The organism is Streptomyces stoeckheimensis (assembly GCF_045822005.1).
Classification (GTDB): Bacteria; Actinomycetota; Actinomycetes; order Streptomycetales; family Streptomycetaceae; genus Streptomyces; species Streptomyces stoeckheimensis.
In genome coordinates, this window is sequence record NZ_CP169550.1 from 1,373,361 (window position 1) to 1,395,639 (window position 22,279).

At 69.7% G+C, this 22,279-nt stretch carries 21 protein-coding genes and 2 pseudogenes; 17 read left to right on the forward strand and 6 right to left on the reverse strand.

The genetic code is table 11. From position 1 onward, the window contains the following. Window positions 1–81: 81 nt before the first annotated feature. From ACE1OC_RS06405 to ACE1OC_RS06420, 4 genes are read left to right on the forward strand one after another with little or no spacing between them, the layout of a single operon-like run. Window positions 82–465, forward strand: coding sequence for an ArsR/SmtB family transcription factor (locus ACE1OC_RS06405; protein ID WP_407836146.1), 384 nt, complete (start codon window positions 82–84; stop codon window positions 463–465). After that, entirely contained in the window at window positions 465–2,429 is a 1,965-nt protein-coding gene (locus ACE1OC_RS06410; RefSeq protein WP_407836147.1) for a heavy metal translocating P-type ATPase, read from the forward strand. Before ACE1OC_RS06405 ends, ACE1OC_RS06410 begins: the two co-directional genes overlap by 1 nt. Window positions 2,430–2,432: 3 nt before the next feature. After that, entirely contained in the window at window positions 2,433–2,933 is a 501-nt protein-coding gene (locus tag ACE1OC_RS06415) for a signal peptidase II (RefSeq protein WP_407836148.1), read from the forward strand. A gap of 27 nt (window positions 2,934–2,960) precedes the next feature. Next, a complete protein-coding gene (locus tag ACE1OC_RS06420) occupies window positions 2,961–3,566 on the forward strand; it encodes a methyltransferase family protein (protein WP_407836149.1) in 606 nt (201 codons plus the stop codon). Window positions 3,567–3,721: 155 nt separating this feature from the next. On the opposite strand, the pseudogene ACE1OC_RS06425 reads toward ACE1OC_RS06420, so the two are convergent. From ACE1OC_RS06425 to ACE1OC_RS06435, 3 genes and pseudogenes are all read right to left on the reverse strand, one after another. Then, a pseudogene (locus tag ACE1OC_RS06425) lies at window positions 3,722–4,992 on the reverse strand (IS256 family transposase). Window positions 4,993–5,106: 114 nt separating this feature from the next. Beyond that, window positions 5,107–5,532: an acyl-CoA thioesterase gene (locus ACE1OC_RS06430; RefSeq protein ID WP_407836150.1), complete on the reverse strand. Its 426-nt coding sequence runs from the start codon at window positions 5,530–5,532 to the stop codon at window positions 5,107–5,109. A 224-nt stretch (window positions 5,533–5,756) separates the two neighbouring features. Beyond that, a complete protein-coding gene (locus ACE1OC_RS06435; protein WP_407836151.1) occupies window positions 5,757–7,103 on the reverse strand; it encodes a helix-turn-helix transcriptional regulator in 1,347 nt (448 codons plus the stop codon). 1,744 nt (window positions 7,104–8,847) lie between these two features. Between ACE1OC_RS06435 and ACE1OC_RS06440 the strand changes: the two genes are divergently transcribed. The 9 genes and pseudogenes from ACE1OC_RS06440 (at window position 8,848) to ACE1OC_RS06480 (ending at window position 15,889) form a co-directional block, all read left to right on the forward strand. Beyond that, a complete protein-coding gene (locus ACE1OC_RS06440) occupies window positions 8,848–9,282 on the forward strand; it encodes a hypothetical protein (protein ID WP_407836152.1) in 435 nt (144 codons plus the stop codon). Beyond that, complete coding sequence (locus ACE1OC_RS06445; RefSeq protein WP_407836153.1) at window positions 9,279–10,034, forward strand: ATP-binding protein; 756 nt, start codon at window positions 9,279–9,281, stop codon at window positions 10,032–10,034. The genes ACE1OC_RS06440 and ACE1OC_RS06445 overlap by 4 nt, the downstream gene beginning before the upstream one ends. A gap of 102 nt (window positions 10,035–10,136) precedes the next feature. After that, on the forward strand, window positions 10,137–10,784 hold the full coding sequence (locus tag ACE1OC_RS06450; RefSeq protein WP_407836154.1) for a WhiB family transcriptional regulator: 648 nt from the start codon (window positions 10,137–10,139) through the stop codon (window positions 10,782–10,784). A gap of 91 nt (window positions 10,785–10,875) precedes the next feature. Then, window positions 10,876–11,287 (forward strand): annotated as a pseudogene (locus ACE1OC_RS06455) (DUF2637 domain-containing protein); the annotation flags it as partial. A 601-nt stretch (window positions 11,288–11,888) separates the two neighbouring features. Then, window positions 11,889–12,080 carry a hypothetical protein gene (locus ACE1OC_RS06460; RefSeq protein WP_407836155.1) on the forward strand — a complete coding sequence of 64 codons (192 nt, stop codon included), beginning with the start codon at window positions 11,889–11,891 and terminating at the stop codon, window positions 12,078–12,080. A 92-nt stretch (window positions 12,081–12,172) separates the two neighbouring features. Next, window positions 12,173–12,862, forward strand: a complete 690-nt coding sequence (locus ACE1OC_RS06465; protein WP_407836156.1) for a plasmid mobilization protein — start codon at window positions 12,173–12,175, stop codon at window positions 12,860–12,862. 14 nt (window positions 12,863–12,876) lie between these two features. Beyond that, a complete protein-coding gene (locus tag ACE1OC_RS06470) occupies window positions 12,877–14,586 on the forward strand; it encodes a mobilization protein (RefSeq protein WP_407836157.1) in 1,710 nt (569 codons plus the stop codon). Window positions 14,587–14,687: 101 nt separating this feature from the next. After that, window positions 14,688–15,119: a hypothetical protein gene (locus ACE1OC_RS06475; RefSeq protein WP_407836158.1), complete on the forward strand. Its 432-nt coding sequence runs from the start codon at window positions 14,688–14,690 to the stop codon at window positions 15,117–15,119. Between the two features lie 95 nt (window positions 15,120–15,214). Then, window positions 15,215–15,889, forward strand: a complete 675-nt coding sequence (locus ACE1OC_RS06480) for a hypothetical protein (protein ID WP_407836159.1) — start codon at window positions 15,215–15,217, stop codon at window positions 15,887–15,889. 298 nt (window positions 15,890–16,187) lie between these two features. On the opposite strand, the gene ACE1OC_RS06485 is transcribed toward ACE1OC_RS06480, so the two are convergent. From ACE1OC_RS06485 to ACE1OC_RS06495, 3 genes are all read right to left on the reverse strand, one after another. Continuing rightward, window positions 16,188–16,967 (reverse strand): DUF317 domain-containing protein, encoded by a 780-nt coding sequence (locus ACE1OC_RS06485; protein WP_407841489.1) that lies wholly within the window; start codon window positions 16,965–16,967, stop codon window positions 16,188–16,190. Between the two features lie 15 nt (window positions 16,968–16,982). Next, on the reverse strand, window positions 16,983–17,309 hold the full coding sequence (locus tag ACE1OC_RS06490) for a hypothetical protein (RefSeq protein ID WP_407836160.1): 327 nt from the start codon (window positions 17,307–17,309) through the stop codon (window positions 16,983–16,985). Between the two features lie 136 nt (window positions 17,310–17,445). Continuing rightward, window positions 17,446–17,805 carry a DUF317 domain-containing protein gene (locus ACE1OC_RS06495; protein WP_407836161.1) on the reverse strand — a complete coding sequence of 120 codons (360 nt, stop codon included), beginning with the start codon at window positions 17,803–17,805 and terminating at the stop codon, window positions 17,446–17,448. Between the two features lie 266 nt (window positions 17,806–18,071). Between ACE1OC_RS06495 and ACE1OC_RS06500 the strand changes: the two genes are divergently transcribed. The 4 genes from ACE1OC_RS06500 (at window position 18,072) to ACE1OC_RS06515 (ending at window position 22,200) form a co-directional block, all read left to right on the forward strand. Next, window positions 18,072–18,842, forward strand: a complete 771-nt coding sequence (locus ACE1OC_RS06500) for a heavy metal-responsive transcriptional regulator (protein ID WP_407836163.1) — start codon at window positions 18,072–18,074, stop codon at window positions 18,840–18,842. Then, window positions 18,839–19,153, forward strand: a complete 315-nt coding sequence (locus ACE1OC_RS06505) for a hypothetical protein (RefSeq protein ID WP_407836164.1) — start codon at window positions 18,839–18,841, stop codon at window positions 19,151–19,153. Before ACE1OC_RS06500 ends, ACE1OC_RS06505 begins: the two co-directional genes overlap by 4 nt. 91 nt (window positions 19,154–19,244) lie before the next feature. Next, complete coding sequence (locus ACE1OC_RS06510) at window positions 19,245–20,246, forward strand: arsenic resistance protein (protein WP_407836165.1); 1,002 nt, start codon at window positions 19,245–19,247, stop codon at window positions 20,244–20,246. A gap of 835 nt (window positions 20,247–21,081) precedes the next feature. After that, complete coding sequence (locus tag ACE1OC_RS06515; protein ID WP_407836166.1) at window positions 21,082–22,200, forward strand: DUF3644 domain-containing protein; 1,119 nt, start codon at window positions 21,082–21,084, stop codon at window positions 22,198–22,200. The last annotated feature ends 79 nt before the right edge of the window (window positions 22,201–22,279 follow it).

The window sequence follows — 22,279 nt, forward strand, 5'->3', positions numbered from 1 at the left end:
CGCCGGGGCGCGCGCACCCGAAGCTCCGGGCGTGAGCCGCTCCACTGTTCAACCATTGCCCATGATGGATATCATCGCTACATGACGATGAATGAAGCGGTGGATGCCGCTCCCAGGTGCGACGCCCCCCCGGCGGCCGTAGCCCTCTTCCGCTCCCTTGGTGAACCAGCCCGGCTGGCCATCCTGATGCGCCTGGCGCAGGGTGAGGCTCGGGTGACGGACCTGGTGACCGCTCTGGGCCTGGCCCAGTCAACGGTCTCGGCACACCTGTCGTGTCTGCGTGATTGCAACCTGGTCGACTCCCGGGCCGAGGGCCGCTCATCGTGGTACTCCCTGGCCCGCCCAGAGCTGCTGGACGTGCTGGCCGCGGCCGAGGGTCTGCTGGCCGCGACCGGCGAGGCCGTGGAGCTTTGCCCGAACTACGGCCGTACGGCGGCCGGCACCGAGAACGAAGGAATGGCGTAATGGGTGACGCGTGCGGATGCAGCGGCGACGAGCCGCGTACCGGTGACGAGGCCGAAGAGGCAGTACCGGAGAAGATCTGGCAGGTCAGCGAGTTGCAGTGGGCCGCCGTCGGCGGAGTGTTCCTGCTGGCCGGCTTCCTCACCGGCCTGGCCGGCGGGTCGGAGACGGTCCAGCTGGTCCTGAACGCGGTAGCCCTGGCGGCCGGCGCGTGGACGTTCGTGCCGGGCACGCTGCGCCGCCTGGCCAAGGGCAAGATCGGTGTCGGCACGCTGATGACGATCGCCGCCGTCGGCGCGGTCGTCCTGGGTCAGGTCGAGGAAGCGGCGATGCTGGCCTTCCTCTACTCGATCAGCGAGGGCCTGGAGGAGTACTCCCTGGCCCGCACCCGCCGCGGTTTGCGCGCGCTGCTGGACCTGGTGCCCAGCGAGGCCACCGTGCTGCGCGTCGGCACGCAGGTCACCGTCGACCCGGCCACCCTGCAGATCGGCGATCTGCTGCTGGTCAAGCCCGGTGAGCGCCTGGCCACCGACGGCACGATCCGCTCCGGCCGCAGCGCGCTCGACGTCTCCGCCCTGACCGGCGAGTCCGTCCCTGTCGAAGCCGGCGTGGGCGAAGCGGTGTACGCGGGGTCGATCAACGGCACCGGTGTGCTGGAAGTCGAGGTCACCGCCACCGCCGCGGACAACTCCCTGGCCCGGATCGTGAAGATCGTCGAGGCCGAGCAGTCCCGCAAGGGCACCGCCCAGCGCCTCGCCGACAAGATCGCGAAGCCGCTGGTCCCCGGCATCATGGTCCTCGCCGCGATCATCGCCGTCACCGGCAGCATCCTCGGCGACCCGACCACCTGGATCGAACGGGCCCTGGTCGTCCTGGTCGCGGCGTCCCCGTGCGCGCTCGCGATCTCCGTGCCGGTCACCGTGGTGGCCTCCATCGGCGCCGCCAGCAAGCTCGGCGTCCTGGTCAAGGGCGGAGCCGCCCTCGAAGCCCTCGGCCGCATCCGCGCCGTCGCGCTCGACAAGACCGGCACCCTGACCCGCAACGAACCCACCGTCATCCGGACCGTCTCCGTCGACGGCCGCAGCGAGAAGCGCGTCCTGGAGATCGCAGCGGCGCTGGAGTCCCGCAGCGAGCACCCCCTGGCCCGCGCGATCCTGGCCGCCGCCCCCCGGCACCCCGACGCCGAGGGGGTAGAGGCGGTCACCGGCGCCGGACTGACCGGCACCGTCGACGGACGCCCCGCACGCCTGGGCCGCCCCGGCTGGATCGAGCCCGGCGCCCTCGCCGAGGACGTCACCGCCCTGCAGAACGCCGGCGCCACCGCCGTCCTCGTCGAATACAACGGACACCTGATCGGCGCCATCGGCGTACGCGATGAACTGCGCCCCGAGGCCGCCGAGGTCGTCTCCCGCCTGCACGCCTCCGGCTACACGGTGGCCATGCTCACTGGCGACAACCAGCGCACCGCCGCCGCCCTGGCCGCCCAGGCCGGCATCACCGAGGTCCACGCCGACCTGCGCCCGGAGGACAAGGCCACCCTCATCCGGTCCATGCGCGAGAAGTCGCCGACCGCGATGGTCGGCGACGGCATCAACGACGCCCCCGCCCTGGCCAGCGCCGACACTGGCATCGCCATGGGCGCCATGGGCACCGACGTCGCCATCGAAACCGCCGACGTCGCCCTCATGGGCGAGGACCTGCGGCACCTGCCCCAGGCCCTCGACCACGCCCGCCGCTCCCGCGCGATCATGCTGCAGAACGTCGGCATGTCCCTGGGTCTGATCACCCTGCTGATCCCGCTCGCCGCGTTCGGCGTCATGGGCCTGGCCGCCGTCGTCGCCGTCCACGAACTCTTCGAGATCGTCGTCATCGGCAACGGCGTCCGCGCCGGACGCACCCGCCCTCTGGCACCGGCCCCTGTGGCCAAGGCGGCCGACCAGCCCGTCCCCGCGTCGGCAGGAGTCTGAACCATGTCCGAGCACACCACCCGCGTGTCCTCGGCGGCCCGGCGGCGCACGGCCCTTGCGGCCGGCGCCGCCGCCCTGGCCGCAGCCGACCTGGCCCTGAAGACCTGGGCCCAGGACGCCCTGGCCGACGCGCCGATCGGCCCCGACCTTGCCCAGCTGCGCCTGGCCTTCAACCCCGGCGTCGCCTTCTCCATGGGCGACACCCTGCCCTCCTGGGTCGTGGTCGCCTTCACCGCCCTGATCACCATCGGGGTCGGCGTGTTCGCCTGGCGCACCGCCCCACAGTCGAAGGCCGCGGCCGCGGCACTCGCTGTGATCCTGGCGGGCGCCGCCGCGAACCTGGTCGACCGTGCGGGCGACGGGGTCGTCACCGACTACCTGCACACCGGCTGGTGGCCCACGTTCAACCTCGCCGACGTCTTCATCGTCTGCGGCGGCCTGGCCATGGTCGCCCTCTCCTGGCGCCGCACTGACCACGAACGCGACAACACACCCGTCGGCTGACCGCAACCACGAGGGGAGGTGAGCGCGATGGCCGTCCTCGCGCTCGCCCTGTACGCGGCGTTCCTGCTCATCGCCGGAGGGATGCGGGCCCTCATCCAGTACCGCCGCACCGGCGACCTCGGCGCCCGCCACGGCCGCACCGGCACCGCCCAGTGGTGGGGCAGCATCGCCCCCTGCCTGGGCAGCCTCCTCACCGGCATCCTCGCTCCGGCCGCCGACATCACCGGCCTCATGCACCCTCTGCCCGGCCTGGACACACTGCCGGTGCGCATCACAGGGGTGGCACTGGCCGCACTGGGGATCGCGGCGACTTTCACCGCCCAGCTGGCGATGGGCGCCTCCTGGCGCATCGGTGGTGACCCGGGTGAGACCACCGCCCTGGTCACCACCGGCCCGTTCAAGCTGGTCCGCAACCCCATCTACACCGCCGCGATCCTCACGGTGGCCGGGCTGGCCCTCATGGTCCCCAACCCGCTGGCCCTGGCCGGACTCGCCGCCACCGTGATCGGCATCGAACTCACCGTCCGCCTGGCCGAAGAGCCCTACCTGCGCCGCGTCCACGGCGCCACCTACGCGCAGTACGCCGCACGCGCTGGCCGCTTCCTCCCCGGCATCGGCCGGCACTCGGGCTGACCGGAGACACCGTCAACGACGCGAACCGAGCCCCGAGCTGCTGTCCCGCCGAGCAGCTGGGACGGTCCGCCCAGAGCGGGGTGTCATCCCCGAGGGGACACGGGGACGACGTTGCCGGTGGGGCGTGCCAGCGATCTTGTGAAAGTCTCCTGGTGTCATTGGATGCTGAGCCGGTCCTCGAAGAAGAGTGAGAACTGGTTCAGTGCCTCTTTCCAGTGTGCGGCGACGTGGTTGGTGTCGCGCGCTTTGGGGTTGATCTTCTCGCGGACCGCGAGGTAGAGGACCTTCAACGCGGCCTGTTCTGAGGGGAAGTGGCCGCGGTTGCGGGTGGCCTTGCGGAGGCGGGCATTCATCGATTCGACCATGTTCGTGGAGTAGACCACCGTCCTTATGGCCGGCGGGAACGCCAGGTAGGGAGTGAACTCCGGCCAGGCTGACCGCCAGGTCCGGACGATCGCGGGGTAGCGTTCGCCCAGGTCAGAGGCTGCGAACAGGTCGAGGGCCTGTTCGCAGCCTGCTCCGTCGGGGCCGTGTAGATGGCCTTGAGGGCCGGAACCAGCTTCGGGTGATCCCGCAACGACGACAGCCTGAGCGAGGCCCTGGCCAGGTGGATCACGCACGTCTGGACAGTGGCCTTGGGCCAGGTCGCGGTGACTGCGTCGGGCAGGCCCTTCAGGCCATCGCCGACCACGATGCAGACGTCCTCGATGCTTCGATTCCGCAGCTCCGACAGGACCACCATCCAGGTGGTGGCGCCCTCGCCCTCGGATCCGACCCACAGACCGAGGACGTCTTTGCGGCCGTCCATGTCGACCCCGACGGCCAGGTAGACCGGCTTCGAGAACACCGAGCCCGAGCGGATCTTCACCCACAATGCGTCGATGTGGATGATCGGCCAGACCGGGTAGAGGGGCCGGTTCTGCCAGGTCACGAGCTCGTCGATCACGGCGTCGGTGACCTTGCTGATCAGGTCGGGGCTGACCTCGACGCCGTAGATCTGGGCGAGGTGGGAGCGAATGTCGTGCACGCTCATCCTGCGGGCGTAGAGCGAGAGGATCCGGTCGTTGAAGCCGGCGAGGCGGCGGGCGTTCTTCGGGACGAGGCGCGGTTCGAACTCGCCGTTGCCGTCCCGCGGCACCGCCAACGTGACCGCGCCGGCGTCGGTCAGGACCGTCTTGGGCGAGGTCCCGTTGCGGGAGTTCCCCGAGCCGTGACCCGCTGAATCTCCGCGTTCGTAGCCGAGGTGTTCGCTCATCTCGGCTTCCAGGACCCGCTCGAGGACGGCCTTGGTGATCTCCGCCAGGAGCCCGCACTCACCGAGCAGGGCCGCTCCCGAGGCGTCAGCTTTGTCGAGCAGCCGCTCGATGACCTCGTCGACTGTCTTGTCGTCGGCCACGGACGTGGCCGATTCGTCTTTGTCTGCCATGACTCGTCCGATCCGCCTGGCCCACTGGCCCGAGGCCGAGCCCCGGGCCAGGCTGCCACATCACGGACTTACACGATCTTTCAGACACGCTCACCCGGGCCGACGATCGGCGGTTCAGTTGTCCGCGGCCTGGGTGGTGTCAGCGAAGCTGTTGAACACGTCGAGCTCGTCCTGCTCGAAGCGGCGGATACCTCCCCGGATGGAGTCGTAGCCGGCCACGACGGAGGTCGCGGTGGCGTAGACGTGCTCGTCGTCCTTGACCTCGAAGTGGAAGGTGAGGGAGACGCGCTTGACGTCAGCAACCCAGGCTTCGATGCGGACCGGCGTCTCCCAGGTGTCAAGCGGGTGCTGATAGCGGATGGTCTGCTCACGCAGCAGGAAGTTGCGGGCCAGGCGCTCGGCGGGGTCCTTGGGGACCAGCATGCTGAACATGCGCATGCGGGTCTCCTCCAGAAGAACGCCGTAGCGGGAGCTGTTGAGGTGTCCGTTCGCGTCGAGGTCCGACCAGCGAACGGGGCAGTCGTAGATGTGTCGGGACACAGTGACTCCTGAGGGTTGGGGGATCTGCCGTACCTCGAGGCGCTCGGCCCTTCCGAGGGCGGACTGGCGCACCCTCCGTCGTCGATGGCCCAGAGGCTGCGGGGACAACCGTCCAACGTTTTCTGTCGTCCGGACGGCCGCGCCCCGACCCCAGACCCCAGACGGAGACCGCATCAGTCGTGACAGTAAGTGGCTCTCCTTGGTCAGCGGGCCAACCACACCAGCTAGCAGGGCAGGCTTTCGCCCCCTTGGAGGTCATTGAAGATCTCGCGAAGGAGGGCGGCCCGGAGGTCGACCTGGGGCAGTTGCCCGTGGAGCCGGCTGATGGCCGCCTGGTCGGAGTCCGGCAGCGAGGCGCGCAGGAGTAGCTTCAACTCCGCTCTGGCCTGGGGGTCCACGATCGGCTGGTGGATGCGGTCGATCACGGCTCCGGCCCCCAGCTGCGTGATGCCCCACTCCCCAGGGACTTCCTGGATGGCCCACACCACGGAGTGATTTTCGGGCGACAGGGTGAGTCGGCACTCCGGCCCGGCCAGCGCGCTGAGTGCTGGGAGCGGGACGCCGTCGGGGCCGGCGAGCGCTGCGGCTTCGTCGGCGCTGTCGACGACGAGGCGGGCGGTTAGCGCGCGGGCCGCGCGGCGGCGGGCGGCATCGGCTTCGGCCTGGGCGGGGGGCTGCGGAGTGGACGTGCTGGGCTCAGCATGTGCCCAGGCGTTGCGCTTGCCCCCCAGAGCGTCGGTCTCGTCGTCGGAGGACTCGGCCTCGACCCAGGTGATCACTACGAACCGGCAGTGGGGCATCGATGCCGGGTACAGGACGTGGGAGACGACTTCGACAGTTTCCCAGCCCAGGGCGGGAATGATCATCCGAAAAACGTGCCCGTCCCTGTCGGCTTCCAGATCGGCCTCCGTACGCCATATGCGTTCGACGTCCGCGTTCTGGCGAACCTCGGCGATCAGGTCAACGAGCTCGGTGTTGTCCTTGTGGGTGGCCTGGGCGAACTTCAGCAGACGGACGTAGGCGGCGGCGTGCATTTCCCAGTCGTGGTACTGGGTGCGGGCCTCGGGGTTTGTCAGGGCCCAGCGCATGAGGTTGGCGCGCGGCTCCATGACCCAGGGCCACCACTCGGCCATCGCCGCGTTGTACGCGAGGATGTTCCAGTTGCGGTCGGTGAGGTAAGTAGGCGAGGGCATCTGCCTGTCGATCAGCAAGCGAAGTGCGCGGCGCAACTCCGGACTGGCGTCGATCTGCGGGTCGCCGTCGAGCGTGGTGCCGATGTTGTAGAGCAGCAGGGCGTGGCGCTCACTCTTGTCGAGGCCGAGCAGGTCCGCGAGCGCCTCACACTGGGGCTTGGTGAACCGGGGCGGGACGGCCCCCTTCTCCACGTTGCGGTAGGTCCGGACCCCCATGCCGAGGGCCTTGGCCACCGGGGTCTGGGTGATCCCCGCCGCCTGGCGCCATCTCTTCAGCCAGCCGCCGAACCCCATGAACTGACCGGCGATTTTTCCACCGTGTGCGCCCTTGTTCTCGGCGCGGTCATCGCCGAAGGGGACTATCCCCTGAGCAACCATGAGGCTCTTCCTTTATCTCCGCAGTCTGCAGGCGCAGCATCCGGTCGAGGGCATGAAAAAAGAGGGGCAGCACGAATGCAGGCCCCCCGGCCGGATGCCTCCCACAAAGACGATACGACGACGTTGAACCCTTTCCACAATTTGTGGCGTCGACCACAGGGCAGTTGGTTAAACGTGCAACCATGCCCACCGGCACCCGGCCGCCTTCCGTGACGAATCTGAACATTCCGTCACTCACGGTTTTTCATGATCGGGAAAGCGGCAAATCCTTGCCGGTTTTTGTTGCAAGGTGGCGAATGATCATTCACGCCACCAACGGTCACCCCTGACATGTCGACTCCAGCAACCCAAACCCCTTACAAATAAAGGACGTTACCCAGACCTTCCACGCGAACTCCGCATATGGAACGCATTCATCTACGCGCGTGGATTCGCTCTTGAGGTGCCGTTGACGAAGGCTTTGCCTGCGGGCTTAAATCCAGACCTGACCAGCCGGTACAGAGCGACAGCCTGCCGGTTCATGAACATGGGGGCTCTCATGAAGATCCTTTTCGGCGTACCCGGAGTGCGCCTGGGCAGCGCCGCCCAACAACGGCTCAAATCTGCACACCCTGGCGCATCGATGAAATGCTTGGCCTCTACAACTTTTCAGGGTCTGTAGAGCCAGGTCTGGATCTTGTGCGGGCGCCTGCGTATGTTCGTCGTCCCCCACCGGGAGGCAACCCGGTGGCGACGAAAGGAACGCATGCAGGACACACCAAGCGGCTAGTCCGCAAAAGCAATCGGCGCCCGGGAGAAGGCAACTCCCGGGCGCCGTACGCGAAGAGCCTTATCTCCAGCCGAGGCAACGGCCGGAGAGACCCGTCATCACCGCGCCGGCCCTTCCAACGGGACACACCGGCTGCGGCATCACTCAGGGAGAGTTTTGCATGGGCACGCCCCTGCGCGAAAGGCCGGACCCTCGGGCCGCCGCTGCGGACTGTGGAGCGGATACCGCTCACCCGCCCATTTCGGGCCTCTGCCGCAGGGGCGGTGCCTGATGGCACGCATTCGTACCATCAAGCCCGAGGCGTTCGAATCCGAGGACCTCGCCGCCGTCGATGTCACGGCGATGGTCACGTTTTTCGGCCTGCTGACCCAGGCGGACGACTCCGGCCGATTCCGTGACCATCCGGCCGTCATCGCGGGACGGCTGTGGGCGCTGCGCCCGGAGCACACCCCCGCCCACGTCGCCGGCGACCTGGAGCAGCTGGCCACAGCTGGCCTGGTATGCCGGTACACCGGCTGCGACGGCAAGTCCTGGCTGCACATCGTGACTTGGGACCGACATCAGAAGATCAATCGTGCTTCAGACTCTCGGCTGCCCCGCTGCCCGACCCACGAGGCGGCGAAGGCGTGCGGCGAGTGCGACCGCCCCCAGTGCCACACCCAGATCCATGCGGCAGCCAGCCCCCGACAGGCGCCCACCGAGGCCTACAGGGCGTCCGCCGACACCGTCGGCGGGGGCGGCTCCGCGAACGCTCACGGAGCCCTCACGCGACGTGTTCCGCCCGATTCACCCGCTTCCACCCTCACCGTGACGTGCGCCACTCTCGCCCAGGAGGGTGAGAGCGAGGCCACATCACCCCCTTGCCCGCCTCGCGCAGCACCCGCGAAGGAATCTGCAGGTCAGGGCGGTGCAGGCCGAGCAGATGATGTGATTGGCACCACATTCACTGAGGAGTCACGGTCTGGATCTAGGATCTTGGATCCTGGATCTTCCCGTAGGGGGCGCGAGGCGCCCGCACTCAGCTCCTCCCCGGAAACGGTGCTCGAGGCGGCCGACGCAAGCGAGTGGTCGGCGAAGGTCCTGATGGCCGAGTACCTGCGGGACTGCCCCGGAGGGCGCCCGCCGAAGAAGGTCCTCGGGCACCTGGGCAAAGAGATCCGCGCGCTGCTGGACGAGGGCTATCGCCCCGACGTCCTGAGGCCGGCACTGGAACGGCTGCGCGCCAAGGGGCTGAACCCCAGCGTCCTGCCGAGCCTGGTCAACGAGTTCCTCAACTCCGGGCCAGCGCCGTCGTCGAGCTCGAGCCCGTCCTCCGCCTCCGGCGCGGGGCCCTGGGCCAGCGCCTCCCCCGCCTACACGCCGTATCGCAACCCCACCGAGCCCGCCGGAATCTTCGGAGTCGCCCTGTGAACCGCACCAGCCTCGCCGACCCCCAGACCACTGTGGACAACGCTGCGATGGCCTGGATGCGGCGCAAGCTCGCCGAGCGCGGCATCGACCCCACCACCCCCATTGCGGACACCCCGGAAGCGATCCCCGCGCTTGAGGCCGCTCAGCTGCGAATCCCGCGCGATTACCGCGAGGCTCGCGTCGAGCACCCGGCCGTAGCCGAGTGGGTCCGCACCATCGCCGGCAGCGCCGTCGGCCACGCGGCGAGCTCGCTGAACCCGCACTTCGGGACTGCCGGGCAGCGAGAGATCACCCACGGCCGCAGCCTGCTGCTGTGGGGCTCCACCGGCGCCGGCAAGACGCACCAGGCGTACGCCGCGATCCGCGCCTTGACCGCCTCCGGGTGCGGGGTGCGCTGGCACGCCACGACCGCCGCCGACCTGTACGGCGAGATGCGGGCCCGGGGCGGTGGCGATCCGGAGTACCTGCTGCGGCGGATCGTGCGGATACCACTGCTGCTCCTGGACGACCTCGGGGCTGCGAAGGCGTCCGAATGGAACGAGGAGATCACGTTCCGGCTGCTGAACTGGCGTGCGCAGAACCAGCTGCCGACGATCGTCACCTCGAACCTGCCGCCGGTGCGTACCCCTGGGATGGCGACCGGGCAGCCAGTGCTTCGGGACAAGGTCGGCGACCGAGTGATCTCCCGCCTGTCCGGCATGTGTACCCCGGTCCACCTCGACGGCCCCGACCGCCGCTTCCGCGCCGCCTGACCACCTGCGCTCACCACCTTCCACCGCCGGTCAGCTGGCACCCACCGCCGAGTGCTGCCGCACCCGCTCGCCGCTATCCGGCATGCACTGGAGACCCATCCCATGCGCGAAATCACCACCAACACCCAGCCCGTGCCCGACCTACGTGGCATCGCCGACATCTCGTGGCACGACCGAGGGAACTGCCACGACCTGGACACTGCCGAAGCCGACCGAATGTTCTTCCCCGCGCCGCGGGCCCACGCCGACATCGCCGAGGCCAAGACCCTGTGCGGCGCCTGCCCCGTGCGGCAGGACTGCTTCAGCCACGCCATGGACAACGACATCCGGTGGGGCCTGTGGGGTGGACTGACCGAGGCGGAACGCAAGCCCTGGCGCGCCAAGGTCGCCAAGCGACTCGACTACCAGCGGGTCCGCGCCGCCCTCATGGGCCGGGACGTCCACCTTTCCGCCGCCGAACGCGACGCCGTCACCCGCGCCGCCCACGTACGCGGCTGGAGCACCTCACGGCTGGCCTACGTCCTCAGGGTCGATTTCGACCACGCCCGCGACCTCCTGCGTCGGGCGGCGCACGCAGTGGCAGACCGCGACCGGTACTGGAAGGTCCCCGCCGCGGACAGCCAGGTCAGCCCCGCCCACAGCAACGACGAGGGCGGCGACGACGGAAGCGCACCCGAGGAAACGTTCTGCCAGGTGCCGCGCCAGGCCCAGACGCGCGAGCTCAACGACGCGCTGCGGAAGGCGGCATGACCTGCCCGGCGCCGCCTCCCGACCGGTCGACCATGCGCGCCGCCGGCGGCCACACACCACGCCCCACAGCAAGCCCGGAGAAAGGGAGCCCTTGACCGAGGAGACCGCCGACCGATACGCGCTGATCGCTGCCGGGACGGTGATCATCGTCCTGACTGGCGCCGGATTCTGGCTCTCCTACGCCCACCTCGCCGAAGTCGCTGGGCGGCACGGCCTGGACCGCTCGCCCATCCGGCAGTGGGCTTGGCCCGCCACGCTGGACATGTTCATCGTCGCCGGCGAACTGCTGATGCTGCGAGCGGGTCTGCGCCGGGTGACGGACTGGTGGGCAATCGGGCTGACGGCCGCAGGGTCGGCCGGATCAATCGCGCTCAACGTCGCCGGCGTCAGCGGCACCACCGGCAGTCCGGTCCCGGTCCTGGACTACGTGGTCGCCGCCGTCCCGCCGACGGGCGCCATGCTCGCCTTCGGAGTCCTGATGCGGCAGATCCACCAGCGCATCGCCCGGCCCCTCCGGAACAGCGCGACCGAAACCCGGACCGGCTCCGGCCCGAGCCGGACCGCCGCACCGCCGGACACGACGGAGCCCCGGACCGGACCGAACCCGGACCAGGAAGAAACCCGGACCGACGCCCCCGCCGGACCGGACCGACCCAGCCCCAAACCCGGACCGGACCCGGACCCAAGCCGGACCACCGCACCGCCGGACACGACGGAAACCCGGACCGGACCGAACCCGGACCACGAAGAAACCCGGACCGACGCCCCCGCCGGACCGGACCGACCCAGCCCCAAACCCGGACCGCGGCGGACTCGGACGGGACCGGTACGTCCCCGGACCGTCCGGGCGAAGGTCCACGCCGGACGGTCCGAACGCCGGACCGGACCGCGCCGCCTGTCCGAGGAAGAGGTTGTCGAGCTGGTCCTCCCGGACGTCCCCGCAGCCCTGGCTGCGGACGGGAACGAGCAGATCACCCGAACCCAGCTGCGGAGCATCATGCGCGCCCGCGGCATCCCCCTCGGCAACGAGCACATCGGCCCCGTTCTAACCGCGCTTCGCTCTGCGACCGCCTCCCCCAAATCCCACGAAGGAGCCACCCACCGATGAAGACCTGCACCCGATTCGCCGACATGAAGGCCGGTTACGAGCGCGACATCGCCTTCCTGCGCGGCCATGCCGCCCGTCACGAGGGCAGCACCGCAGCGAAGGCGAGCACCCGGCACGCCTGGGGCGTGAAACAGAACATGGCCAGGGCCCTGGCCAAGCACTTTGAGCGCTGCCCCCTGTGCCGGTGACCGAACCCTGTCCCTACGGCGGCCTGGACCAGTACCCAGGCCGCCGTCCCGTTCCCCCACCACCTGGCCTCCCGGAAGGAGCCAAAACGCCCATGCAGCCTGCTGAAAACCAGCACGAACCGGTGCAGAACGGGACCTTCAGGTCGGCCGAATCCTGCGCCCGCGACGACCGTTCTCCCGACGTCAACTCGCTCCCAGAAGGAGCAAGTTATCCCTTTGGACACTCCACCATCGGCGGAGTGTCCAAAGGGTTCCCTGCCCCTGGGGGGCAGGGCCTCGTCCGGCGCCGGGGGACGCCTGACGAGGAGGCTGCGGCCGAGGGCGGGTCGCGGCCAGGAGGGGACCAACAACCCACGCACGAAGCCGCGTCAGCCTCAGCTGCACCCGCAGCCGCCCGTACGCGACGCCGTACGTACAAACGCCGTCAGCGCCCCAACGTGTGCAGCGTCCGCATGAGCGACGACGAGCTCGCCCTCGTCGCGACCGCCGCCAGGACAGCCGGCGTCACCCTCGCCGGCTTCTTCGCCCGCGCCGCCCTCAGCGCCTCCCGCGATCCGCAGACCAGCGCCGCCGCCATCGCAGGGCGCCGCGAGATGGTCGCCGAGCTGTTCGCCGCTCGCCGGCACCTCGGACAGATCGGCAACAACCTGAACCAGCTGGCCCGCGCGATCAACTCCGGTGCCCAGCCGCCTGACGCCCAACTCGACGCCGTGCTCGACTCGGTCCACCGCGCCTCCGCCCGCGTCCAGGGCGCCACCGCCCAGCTCCTCGAACACAACTAGGACTCCACACCACCATGGTCCCCAAGATCCACAAGCGCGGGCAGCGCACCATCGGCCTCCTGTACTACTTGTACGGGCCCGGCAAGGCCGAGGAGCACGTCGACCCGCACCTGGTGGCCTCCTGGGACCACGGCGCCCCCGACCCCGGCCGCGATCCCGAGGTCACGTACAAACAGCTCCAGCAACTCCTCGACCAGCCCCTGGCGCTGCTCGCCGAAGACGAGCAGCCGGCGAAGCACGTGTGGCACCTGTCGGTTCGCAACGGCCCCACCGACCGGACCCTGTCCGACGAGGAATGGGGCGACGTCGCCCGCCGCATGGTCGCCGCCGCCGGCATCGACGACCCCGACCAAGGCTCCGGCTGCCGCTGGGTCGCCGTACGGCACGCGGACGACCACATCCACATCCTGGCCACCCTGGTCCGTGAAGACGGCAACCGGCCGGAACTCGACTTCGACGCGGTCCGCGTCCAAGCCGAGGCCCGCCGTCTGGAAGAGGAACTGTGGCTGCGCCGCCTCAACCCTGGTGACGGCACCGCCGCCAAGCGGCCCACCAGCGCCGAACACCACAAGGCCGCCCGCCAGGGCCGCGAACGCACCGCCCGCGAGGAACTACGCGAGACCGTCCGGCGGGCCGTGGCCGGCGCCGAGAGCGAGAAGGAGTTCTTCGACCGCCTGGGCGCCGCCGGCGTTCTGGTGCGCACACGCGTCGCACCGTCCGGTGACCTCCTGGGGTACACAGTCGCGCTGCCTGGAGACGTCAACGCCCAAGGGGAACCAGTCCTCTACCCGGGCTCGAAGTTGGGCCCGGACCTGTCCCTGCCGCGGATCCGGGAGCGCTGGTCCGGCCGCCGGACCAGCCGGGTCGCCGAGCAGTCGGTGCCGTCGGGGCCCGCATCGGCACGGCGCCGGGCGAGCACGGCGCTGTGGCAGGCGGTGCTGGTCATGGACGGTGCGGACGACGGGGTGGCCGCGGCGTACATCGCGGCTGCCGGTGAGGTCCTGGACGCGCTTGCGAAGACGTCGGCCGCCCACACCCGGCGCGAACTGCGCAACGCCGCCTTCGCGTTCGAGCGGGCTTCCCGCTCCCACGTGCGGGCCGAACGCGGTCACGACCGGGCCCTTCGCCAGGCTGCCCGCGACCTCGTCTACAGCGGTCCTGCGCTCGGGCGGGGCGAGGACGGGGCGACGACCGCGATGGTGATCGACGCCGTGTTCTTCCTGGTGACCGTAGCCGCGCACTGGCACGGGAAGAAGGCCCACGCACAGCAAGCCGCCGTCGCCCAGCAGGCCGCCGAGCACCTGCGCACGGCCTACCGGGCCGCCGCCGCGCAGCCGATGGGCGTGCTAGCCGTACGGGGCCGGTCGCTGACCCTTCCGGTGCTGCGCCGCCAGGTCCTCCGGGTCCGGGAAGCGCTGCCGGCGGACCTTGCGGAGCAGGTCTTGGCCGAAGCCGGATGGTCGGCGCTGGCGGCGACCCTGGCCGATACCGAGGCAGCCGGGTACGACGCCACCGCCCTGCTGGCCGACGCAGCCGCCCGACGGGAGCTGGGGAGCGCCGAGTCGGTGTCCGACGTGCTGGTGTGGCGGCTGCGCCGCGCTGCGGACCTGCCGGCCGACGCCCAGGCGGTGCCCTTGCCCGACGGCGCCACCGCCTCGTCTGGCCCCGCCGGACCGAAGGCCGAGAGCCCGGCAGCGAAGGGCACGCAGCGCCGCCGGAGGTGACCTGGCTTTCAGGAGTTTGTGAGTTGCCGCTGGTGGGGCCCATGGGGCACGCTTCTTGACCCACCGCCGTGTGCGGGGAGCCGACTGGGAGGGGAGCCCAAGTGTTCGGTCGCAGGAAGGCCAAGCAGGAGCGTTCGGAGCTGGGGCCGGCAGGTGTCCCGTGGCTGGCGCACCCGGAGCCGCAGTGGCCCGACCCGGTGCAGCAGACGCCCGCCCCCGCTCCGGCCGCCCCGGTTGTGGACGACTTCCTGCCGCCGGACTTCCGCATGGACACCGATGACGACCTGGCGGGCCGGCTCATGCCGTGGCCCCGCCTCCTGGTCGTCGAAGGCGATGTCCGTGCCTGCCCGCAGTGCGAGGCGTACCGGGACTGGGTCGTCCTGTGCACTGAGGGGCGGATCTGGCTGCGCTGCCGCGACGGCCACGAGACCCTGGAGCCGCGGCTGGACGTGGCCTGGTACAACCGCAACAGCGGCCCAAGCAATGGCAAGTTCGGCACGCTCGAGGAGGGCCTGCGCTCCATCGGCCACTGAGCGGGTACCGCGCCCCTGGACCCTTGTGTTCCTTCCCTGCCGCTCTGAGGAGGCGGCCACGGTCAGCACACCCGCATCCGACCCAGGGAACCCGTATGCGCCTGCGCCATTCCACCGTCCTCACCAGCACCTGCCTCGCCCTCTGGGCGCTGACCAGTTGTTCCGCCCCGCCCTCCGCCACGGCGCCTGCAGCACCTCGGGCGGAAGCCTCCATACCCACCGCCAGCGACCACGAAGTGCTGCCGTCGGAGCGGCTGGCGGACCGGCTGCTCACCGCCGACGATCTCGGCCCCGGCTACGCTGCCCGCCCCGCCGCATCCACGGGTTCGCCCGAGGCGTCCGTCGAGGGCTGCCCTCAGCTGGAGCAGCTGGGCAGCGCCGCGGACAACCCGTACGCGATGTTCCCGAACCAGGCGAAGCGGGCCGTCGCCGGCCCCGACGGCACCCAGCTGACCGAGGAGCTGTACTCCGCGCCGCCCAAGGACCTTGCTGCGTGGGTCGGACGGATCATGACCGCGATGGGCGCCTGCCCGTCGTACCAGCTGGTCACCGACACCACCGTGGCGGAGGTGCGCACCCAGACGGTGCCGGTGCCCCGTCTCGGTGACGAGCAGTGGGGGCAGGTCCTCACCGTCAACGCCGGCGGGCGACGCACCGTCGTCCAGCAGACCGTGATTCGCGACGAGGCCGTGCTGCTGGTCGTCTCCGGCAGCCCGGCGGAAGTCGCAGTCCACGGGCAGACCGCCCTGGCCAAGGCAACAGCCCGCTGAGCCCTGCTGTCCATCAAACGGAAGACCTGGCCGCAGACGGGGGTCTCCCAGCTGCGCACTGGCACAAGCCCAGCGACCACCGCCCGGAGGTACCACGGGCCACGGCCGCTGACCGGTGGCCAGAGTCGACCGCCTGGGCCTGGCGCCCCTCCGGACTCGCGCACAAGCGCTGAGGCCGGGCGGGGTGTCGGTCGTCGGCAGCATCGCGACCGTCTCCTGGAGCCGCAAACCGATCGATGACCGTACTGCTACGCAACGGCCGACGGCCGGACCCATGGGGGGTCCGGCCGTCGGCGTATCAGGCAGTCGGTTGCACAGTGAGCTGGCCCTCGCTGCACTCCGGCAAGGAGTGGCGCAGCACCGGTGCGGGTGAGGCCAGAGAGGCGGCGAAGGCCGCAACGAGATCATGCGGCGTACTGGCGGAGAACATGGCAGCCCACAGGAGACCGGTGCCCATCCGCGGTTCACACCAGGCCTGCCATCCCGCCGCTTCGGCCTCAGGATCGAGGACGAGCGGATCGCCGTCCTGAATGCCCTCATCCGGCAAAGCGGTCAAGGCCATGGTGGCGGCCAGCCGCGGGTCGGACATGGCGGTGGGGGTATCGATGTCGCCGATCCAGCCGCTGCCGGCCAGCGCGTCGAGAACCATCTGCGGTCCGGCGTAGCCGTGGGCCGGATCCGGGCGGTCCTCCAGGGCGAGCAGGAAGTCGGTGACAGCCTCGGACGGGGTGCCGACAGAAAAGTACGCATTCCACTGGGGAAGGCTGGTGGGGGTGGCGCGGGCAGAAACCGTCCATGCCACCGGCTGATCACCTAGAAGGATGGGCTCGTCGGCCAGCACCCACTGCGCCCAGCTCAGTGCGTCCGGAGCGATGTAGAGGACGGTGCTGCGGAGAACCTGCCGGGCGTCGTCCGATTCGTCGGGCTCACGCCGGCCCCGGACGAGGGTGAGGCTGGTCCAGCCCACCGCGGTGAGGTGGGAGCCGACTTGGTCGGCAAGGAGGCCGTCGTCACCGGCGAGATGGCGCGGGGTGACCCAGTACGCGGGAAGGGAAGGGAAATCAGGGGGCGGGGGCAGAAGTGCTCCTTGTCGTCAGGGAGTGTCGCGGCTCGTATCGTCGTCGGAGATGGCGCGCAGTCGCCGTCCACGGACAGGCGACTCGACCGGAGGCATCCAGGTAAGGGCCTCGGCGACTGGCCTGGGGAGGTACCCGTATTGCACCGCCTCCGCGTCCTCGGCGAGATAGACGATTGAAGTCCCGTCCTGGTCCGTGCCCACTGTCACGGTGCCCATCTTGTGAGCCATGGGAAAGAAGGGGTTGATCGCGAGCCGAACGCGGGCGGCAGGGTCCGCCGCAGACAGGTGTTCCATCAGGTCAGCGACGGTCATCTCGGCGCCGGGCTCGGGCTGGGGGGCCACGGTTCTCCTCACGGGTGGAAAGCGTTGTGGTGGGTGCGAATGTTCGCCGTGCGGCCTGCGGGACCAGACCACGGAAGGACGCGCGAGCCAATGGAGGACGGGAGGCGAGCGCACCGGCCTCCAGGCGGCGTGGGCACTACTGCCGTCGAGCGGTGGCGAGCACCTCGGAAACGGTAGCGGCCACGAGCCGTGCCGGGGTTTGCGGGTCGAAGACGACACGGTAGCCGGGAACCTTCGCGGTGCCGGTGACGGCCAGGACCCAGCCCTCGTCCTCGGCCCCGGGGCGGCCGTCGGGAAACCAGCCGAGATAGAGCCTGCCGTCGGCCGAGGAGATATGGGTGTCGGCCCGGTCGTCGACGATGAGGGTGAAGTCGCCGTTCGCCTCGGGGAAGCAGTCGATGACCTCGGTCGGCTGACCGGGCCCCAGAAGCCAGCTATGCAAGCGCAACTTCTCGATTGTGGTGCGAAATCCGACGTTAGACAGCTCCACGGTCACAAGCAGCACCTCTCTGACCTGGGAAAACCCCGAGTCGGGGGAAGGTCGTCTAGGTTGACATGCACTGCAACGTTGCACCAGTCCTTGCAGGATCTTTCCTGTCTGCCACCGGCGAACTCGGCCTTGGGTCGGTGTTGTGGGATCTCAGTGAGGGTGCCGTATTCTCCGCACGCGCAGCTTTTATGGCGTGACGCAGAGCCCCGCGACCACCGGGCCCGCATCCGGGCTTGACCTTCGAGTCGGGTCGAAGGTTTACCGTCGGAGGCATGAGCACCTACCGGATCTCGCAGCTGGCGGAACGCTGCGGTGTACCCGCCACGACGCTGCGCTTTTACGAGGACGCCGGGCTCCTCCCGGCCGAGCGGACCCCGTCGGGCTACCGCGTGTACGGGGAGGACGCCGTCGAGCGTCTGGGTTTCATCTCCTCGGCGAAGCTCCTGGGTCTGGCCCTGGAGGAGATCCGCGAGCTCCTGGAGGTCCGGGAGGAGGGGGTGTGCGCGGCCGTCCGTACGCGGATGGTGCCGCTGGTGGCGGGCCGGATCGAGGAGACCGAGGGCCGGATCGCCGAGCTGTCGGCGTTCTCCGCGCACCTTGCGGCCGTGCACGCAGATCTGTCGGGCCCGGCGCCGGCGGGCGGGTGCGGGCCGGACTGTGGCTGCACCACCACCGCGGCCGCCGTCGGCCCGGTACCGGTGACGCTGTCGCGTACCCGTCCGGTGCCGGTGGCCGACCCATGGCGGGAGGCTCCGGTGGCCTGCACCCTGGGCGGACCCGAGCTGGAAGGCCGGACCCAGGAGTGGCGGCAGCTGGTGGAGCAGGCCGAGACCCGCGAGGAAATCCCCGACGGCCTGCGGCTCACCTTCCCCGCTACCGCGGAGCTGGCCGGGCGGGTCGCGGCCCTGGCAGCGGCCGAGCAGAGCTGCTGTGCGTTCTTCGACTTCACCCTGCACCTGAGCCCCGCCGCGCTGGAGCTGACCGTGTGCGCGCCTGAAGCCGGAGCCCCGCTGCTGGCCGACCTGTTCGGAGTGACCGCATGAGCCACCCCGCCTCTCCCTCTTCTCGCCGCCCGCGTCCTTGGGGAACGGTCGGCGCAGGCATCGCCGCGGTGGCCGCGTGTGCGGTGTGCTGCGCGGGCCCTCTGCTGGCCCTGCTTGGCGGCCTCGGCGCGGTCTCCGCGCTCGCCTCGTTCTGGGTTCCCGCTCTGGCGGTGGTGGCGGTGACCGCCGCCGTGGGCGCGTACGTGCTGCTCCGCCGGCGCCAGGCATCCGCCTGTGACACGACGACCGGCCCGGTAGACCTGGGCCTGCCCGCCGTCGGCCCGGCCCAGGACACCAAGCACACGCATTGACCTCGGTCGAGGCCCGAAAGTCGGGCCTGTGAGGATGGCGGAAGCGGCCTGCCACCAGGGGCGGGCCGGTACGGAGCAAGGGAGCAGCCGGGTGTCGCAGGAACCGTCAGGTCTGGTCGAGCGGATGGATCACCACCAGATCGCGGTGTACCTCGGCGCCATGGCTGCGGGCGCCCTGGTGGGCGGGGCGGCCCCGTCCGCCGGGCCCGGCCTGGAGCACGCCATCAACCCGGTGCTCGGCGCGCTGCTGTTCGTCACCTTCCTCCAGGTCCCGGCCGCCGAGCTGGTCCGCTCCCTGCGCGACGGCCGGTTCCTGTTCGCCGCGCTGGTGGTGAACTTCGTGGTGGTGCCGCTGGTGGTCGCCGCGATGTTCACCTTCCTGCCCGCCGACCAGGCCGTGCGGATCGGTGTCCTGCTGGTGCTGCTGTGCCCGTGCGTCGACTACGTGATCGTCTTCTCCGGGCTGGCCGGCGGCTCCAGCCGCCGCCTGCTCGCCGCCACCCCGCTGCTGCTCGTCGCGCAGATGCTCCTGCTGCCCGGGTTCCTGTATCTATTCATGGGCTCGGAGCTGGCCGACATCGTCAAGGTCGGCCCGTTCGTCGAGGCGTTCCTGATCCTGATCGTCATCCCGCTGGCCCTGGCCTGGGCCCTCCAGGGGTGGGCGGCCCGCCGCCCGGCCGGCCAGAAAATCTCGGACGCGGCGACCACCACGATGGTCCCGCTGATGGCCGCCACCCTGTTGGTCGTGGTCGCCTCCCAGGTCCCCAAGCTCGGCGACAGCCTCACCGACGTCGCCACCGTCATCCCCTTCTACGCGGCCTTCCTGATCGTCATGGCGTTCGCCGGGAAAGCCGTCGCCCGCCTCTTCCGCCTCGACGCCCCCGCCTCCCGGGCCGTCGTCTTCACCGGCGCGACCCGCAACTCCCTCGTCGTCCTGCCCCTCGCACTCGCCCTGCCCGACACCCTGTCCGTGGCCACGGTCGTGGTCGTCACCCAGACCCTCGTCGAAGTCCTCGGCATGGTCGCCTACGTCCGCCTCGTCCCCCGCCTCCTCCCCGCGGACACGGCCGCGGCGGCCCCGGTCGGTCCCTGAACGCGGTCAGTCCTCCCCACCGTCCAGACCGGCAGCGTCCGGGCGAACAAGCCCGCCTCGGCTCCTCGCGCTGGTGCCGGTGCGGGACAACATGAGGAAATGCCACGCTCGTGAGACTGACCAGCTGTGCCATCCGCCCGAGGCAACGAAAGAACGGCTGGTCAACGACCGCAGCCTGTGCGACGAGCGCCGAGACGCTACAAGCGAAGCAAGTCGACCAGCTCGCGCTGACCAGGCAAAGGCCGGACAGGTTCTGATCCACTACAAGGGTCTGGGCACGGTCGAGCGCAGATGCCACGACTCCAAGGGCCCACCCGCAGTCGCTCCGATCTTCGTGGAGCACAACGGACGCGTTGCCGCCCTGATCCAGGCCATTTGCCTGGACCCGCTGGTCTTCTCGCTGATCGAGCGGCAGCTCAGCCCGGAGCAGACCATGAGCGGCCTCTACCCCGACAACCGCCGCGTCCGCCCCACCGGCGGGCATGAGCTTCGACCACCTCGGGGAACTCACCCTGCGGATCGGCAACGTCACCGGCCTGCCCGCCCACCGTCCGGATCACCCGCGGCGTCCAACTCCACATCCTCGACCTACTCGACACCGACATCGAACAAACCGCTGGCCACAGACCTGAATCGGTGACCCGCGAATCCCGGGCTGTCGACAGAGGTGCCCGGTGATCCCGCGCGGACGAGTCACGTGGTTCACGGCCGTATCACACCCGCGGCGGCCATGCCTCGTGATCGCCCTGATTCCGGTGGTGACCTGTGAGAAATAATGCTTGTTACGGGGCGGCCGTGAATGTGATCCTTCACTGGAACGAGAAGGACGCACGCTATGGCACACGCTCGCTGGCACCACATCCTCACGGAGTCGCAGCGCCACGCCCTGAAGGCAGTTGACGAGTGGAACTGCTCAACGGGCGACTACTCCGACTTCCTGACGCATATACACAAGGCCTGGCACTACCTGATTCACGCAGAATTCCACAAGGCCAAGGTCGACTACCACTACAGGGACCCTAAGACCGGCCAACACGTTGCGATCGACGGCGAGCCGAAGGCATGGGACCTGGAACGGTGCTTGCGGGAGCGCTACCCCAACAGCGGCGACCCCGTCCGCCTGAACGCCGAGCTTTTCGTGGCGCTCCGCAACAAAGTGGAGCACCGGTACGAGCACAACCTAAAGATCGCCACGGGCGGCAAGGCTCAGGCGCTCGTGATGAACTACGAGCAGGAGATGGTGGACCAGTTCGGATCCAAGTACAGCCTCGCCGAAAGGCTTCGCTTCCCGATCTCCCTCCAGGCGCTCACAGCCGAGGGACGCGAGCAGCTCAAGGCAGCCGCCAGGAAGCTCCCGAAGCAGACCCGCGATCTGGTTGCCAAGTTTGAGGCAGCCATAGATCCGGACGTACTGGACGATCTGAAGTACGACTACCGGGTACGGCTCGTGCCCATCGTCGGTTCAAAGACCGACGCCGACCTGGCGATCGACTTCGTGAAGCTCGACGAGCTGACCGAGGAGGAGCGCAAGGTCATGATCGAGACCGGCCGTAAGGGCACCGTCATCGTCAGGGATCGTCAAGTAGAGGTCGCTGACAAGGCGAAGCTGCGCCCGAAGGAGATCTGCGCCGCCGTAGAGGAGCGGCTTCCCTTCGAGTTCAGTGTGTACAGGGAGCACCTCGAAATGTGGCAGCGGCTCGGGGTGCGGCCTGCGAAGGGCTCCGCGAAGCCGTACGAAACCGACGCCCGCTATTGCATCTACAGCGAGGCGTTCGACTGCTACCTATATACGCCAGCCTGGGTCGAGAAGATCGTCAGAGAGGTCGGTACACCCGAGAAATATCGGGCCTTTTTCGGCAAGGAGCCGTGCCTGAAGAAGGTCGTCCCGCTGCCGAAGCAGGCGGGTTCGCGCACCGAGGAGGGTGAACACCACCCGCAGAGCAAGAGCGCCTGATCTGTGGACGGAGTCGCCTCGATCGCCTCCCACCCACCGGGTACCGGAACCCCCCGAAACGCAGCTGGCCCCGGGAACC

Coding starts and splice junctions, on each gene's coding strand:
- ACE1OC_RS06410 (WP_407836147.1), top strand. CDS start 465: ATGGGTGACGCGTGCGGATGCAGCGGCGACGAGCCGCGTACCGGTGAC.
- ACE1OC_RS06435 (WP_407836151.1), bottom strand. CDS start 7,103: ATGGTTGCTCAGGGGATAGTCCCCTTCGGCGATGACCGCGCCGAGAAC.
- ACE1OC_RS06460 (WP_407836155.1), top strand. CDS start 11,889: ATGAAGACCTGCACCCGATTCGCCGACATGAAGGCCGGTTACGAGCGC.
- ACE1OC_RS06405 (WP_407836146.1), top strand. CDS start 82: ATGACGATGAATGAAGCGGTGGATGCCGCTCCCAGGTGCGACGCCCCC.
- ACE1OC_RS06450 (WP_407836154.1), top strand. CDS start 10,137: ATGCGCGAAATCACCACCAACACCCAGCCCGTGCCCGACCTACGTGGC.
- ACE1OC_RS06470 (WP_407836157.1), top strand. CDS start 12,877: ATGGTCCCCAAGATCCACAAGCGCGGGCAGCGCACCATCGGCCTCCTG.
- ACE1OC_RS06420 (WP_407836149.1), top strand. CDS start 2,961: ATGGCCGTCCTCGCGCTCGCCCTGTACGCGGCGTTCCTGCTCATCGCC.
- ACE1OC_RS06515 (WP_407836166.1), top strand. CDS start 21,082: ATGGCACACGCTCGCTGGCACCACATCCTCACGGAGTCGCAGCGCCAC.
- ACE1OC_RS06465 (WP_407836156.1), top strand. CDS start 12,173: ATGCAGCCTGCTGAAAACCAGCACGAACCGGTGCAGAACGGGACCTTC.
- ACE1OC_RS06505 (WP_407836164.1), top strand. CDS start 18,839: ATGAGCCACCCCGCCTCTCCCTCTTCTCGCCGCCCGCGTCCTTGGGGA.
- ACE1OC_RS06415 (WP_407836148.1), top strand. CDS start 2,433: ATGTCCGAGCACACCACCCGCGTGTCCTCGGCGGCCCGGCGGCGCACG.
- ACE1OC_RS06480 (WP_407836159.1), top strand. CDS start 15,215: ATGCGCCTGCGCCATTCCACCGTCCTCACCAGCACCTGCCTCGCCCTC.
- ACE1OC_RS06500 (WP_407836163.1), top strand. CDS start 18,072: ATGAGCACCTACCGGATCTCGCAGCTGGCGGAACGCTGCGGTGTACCC.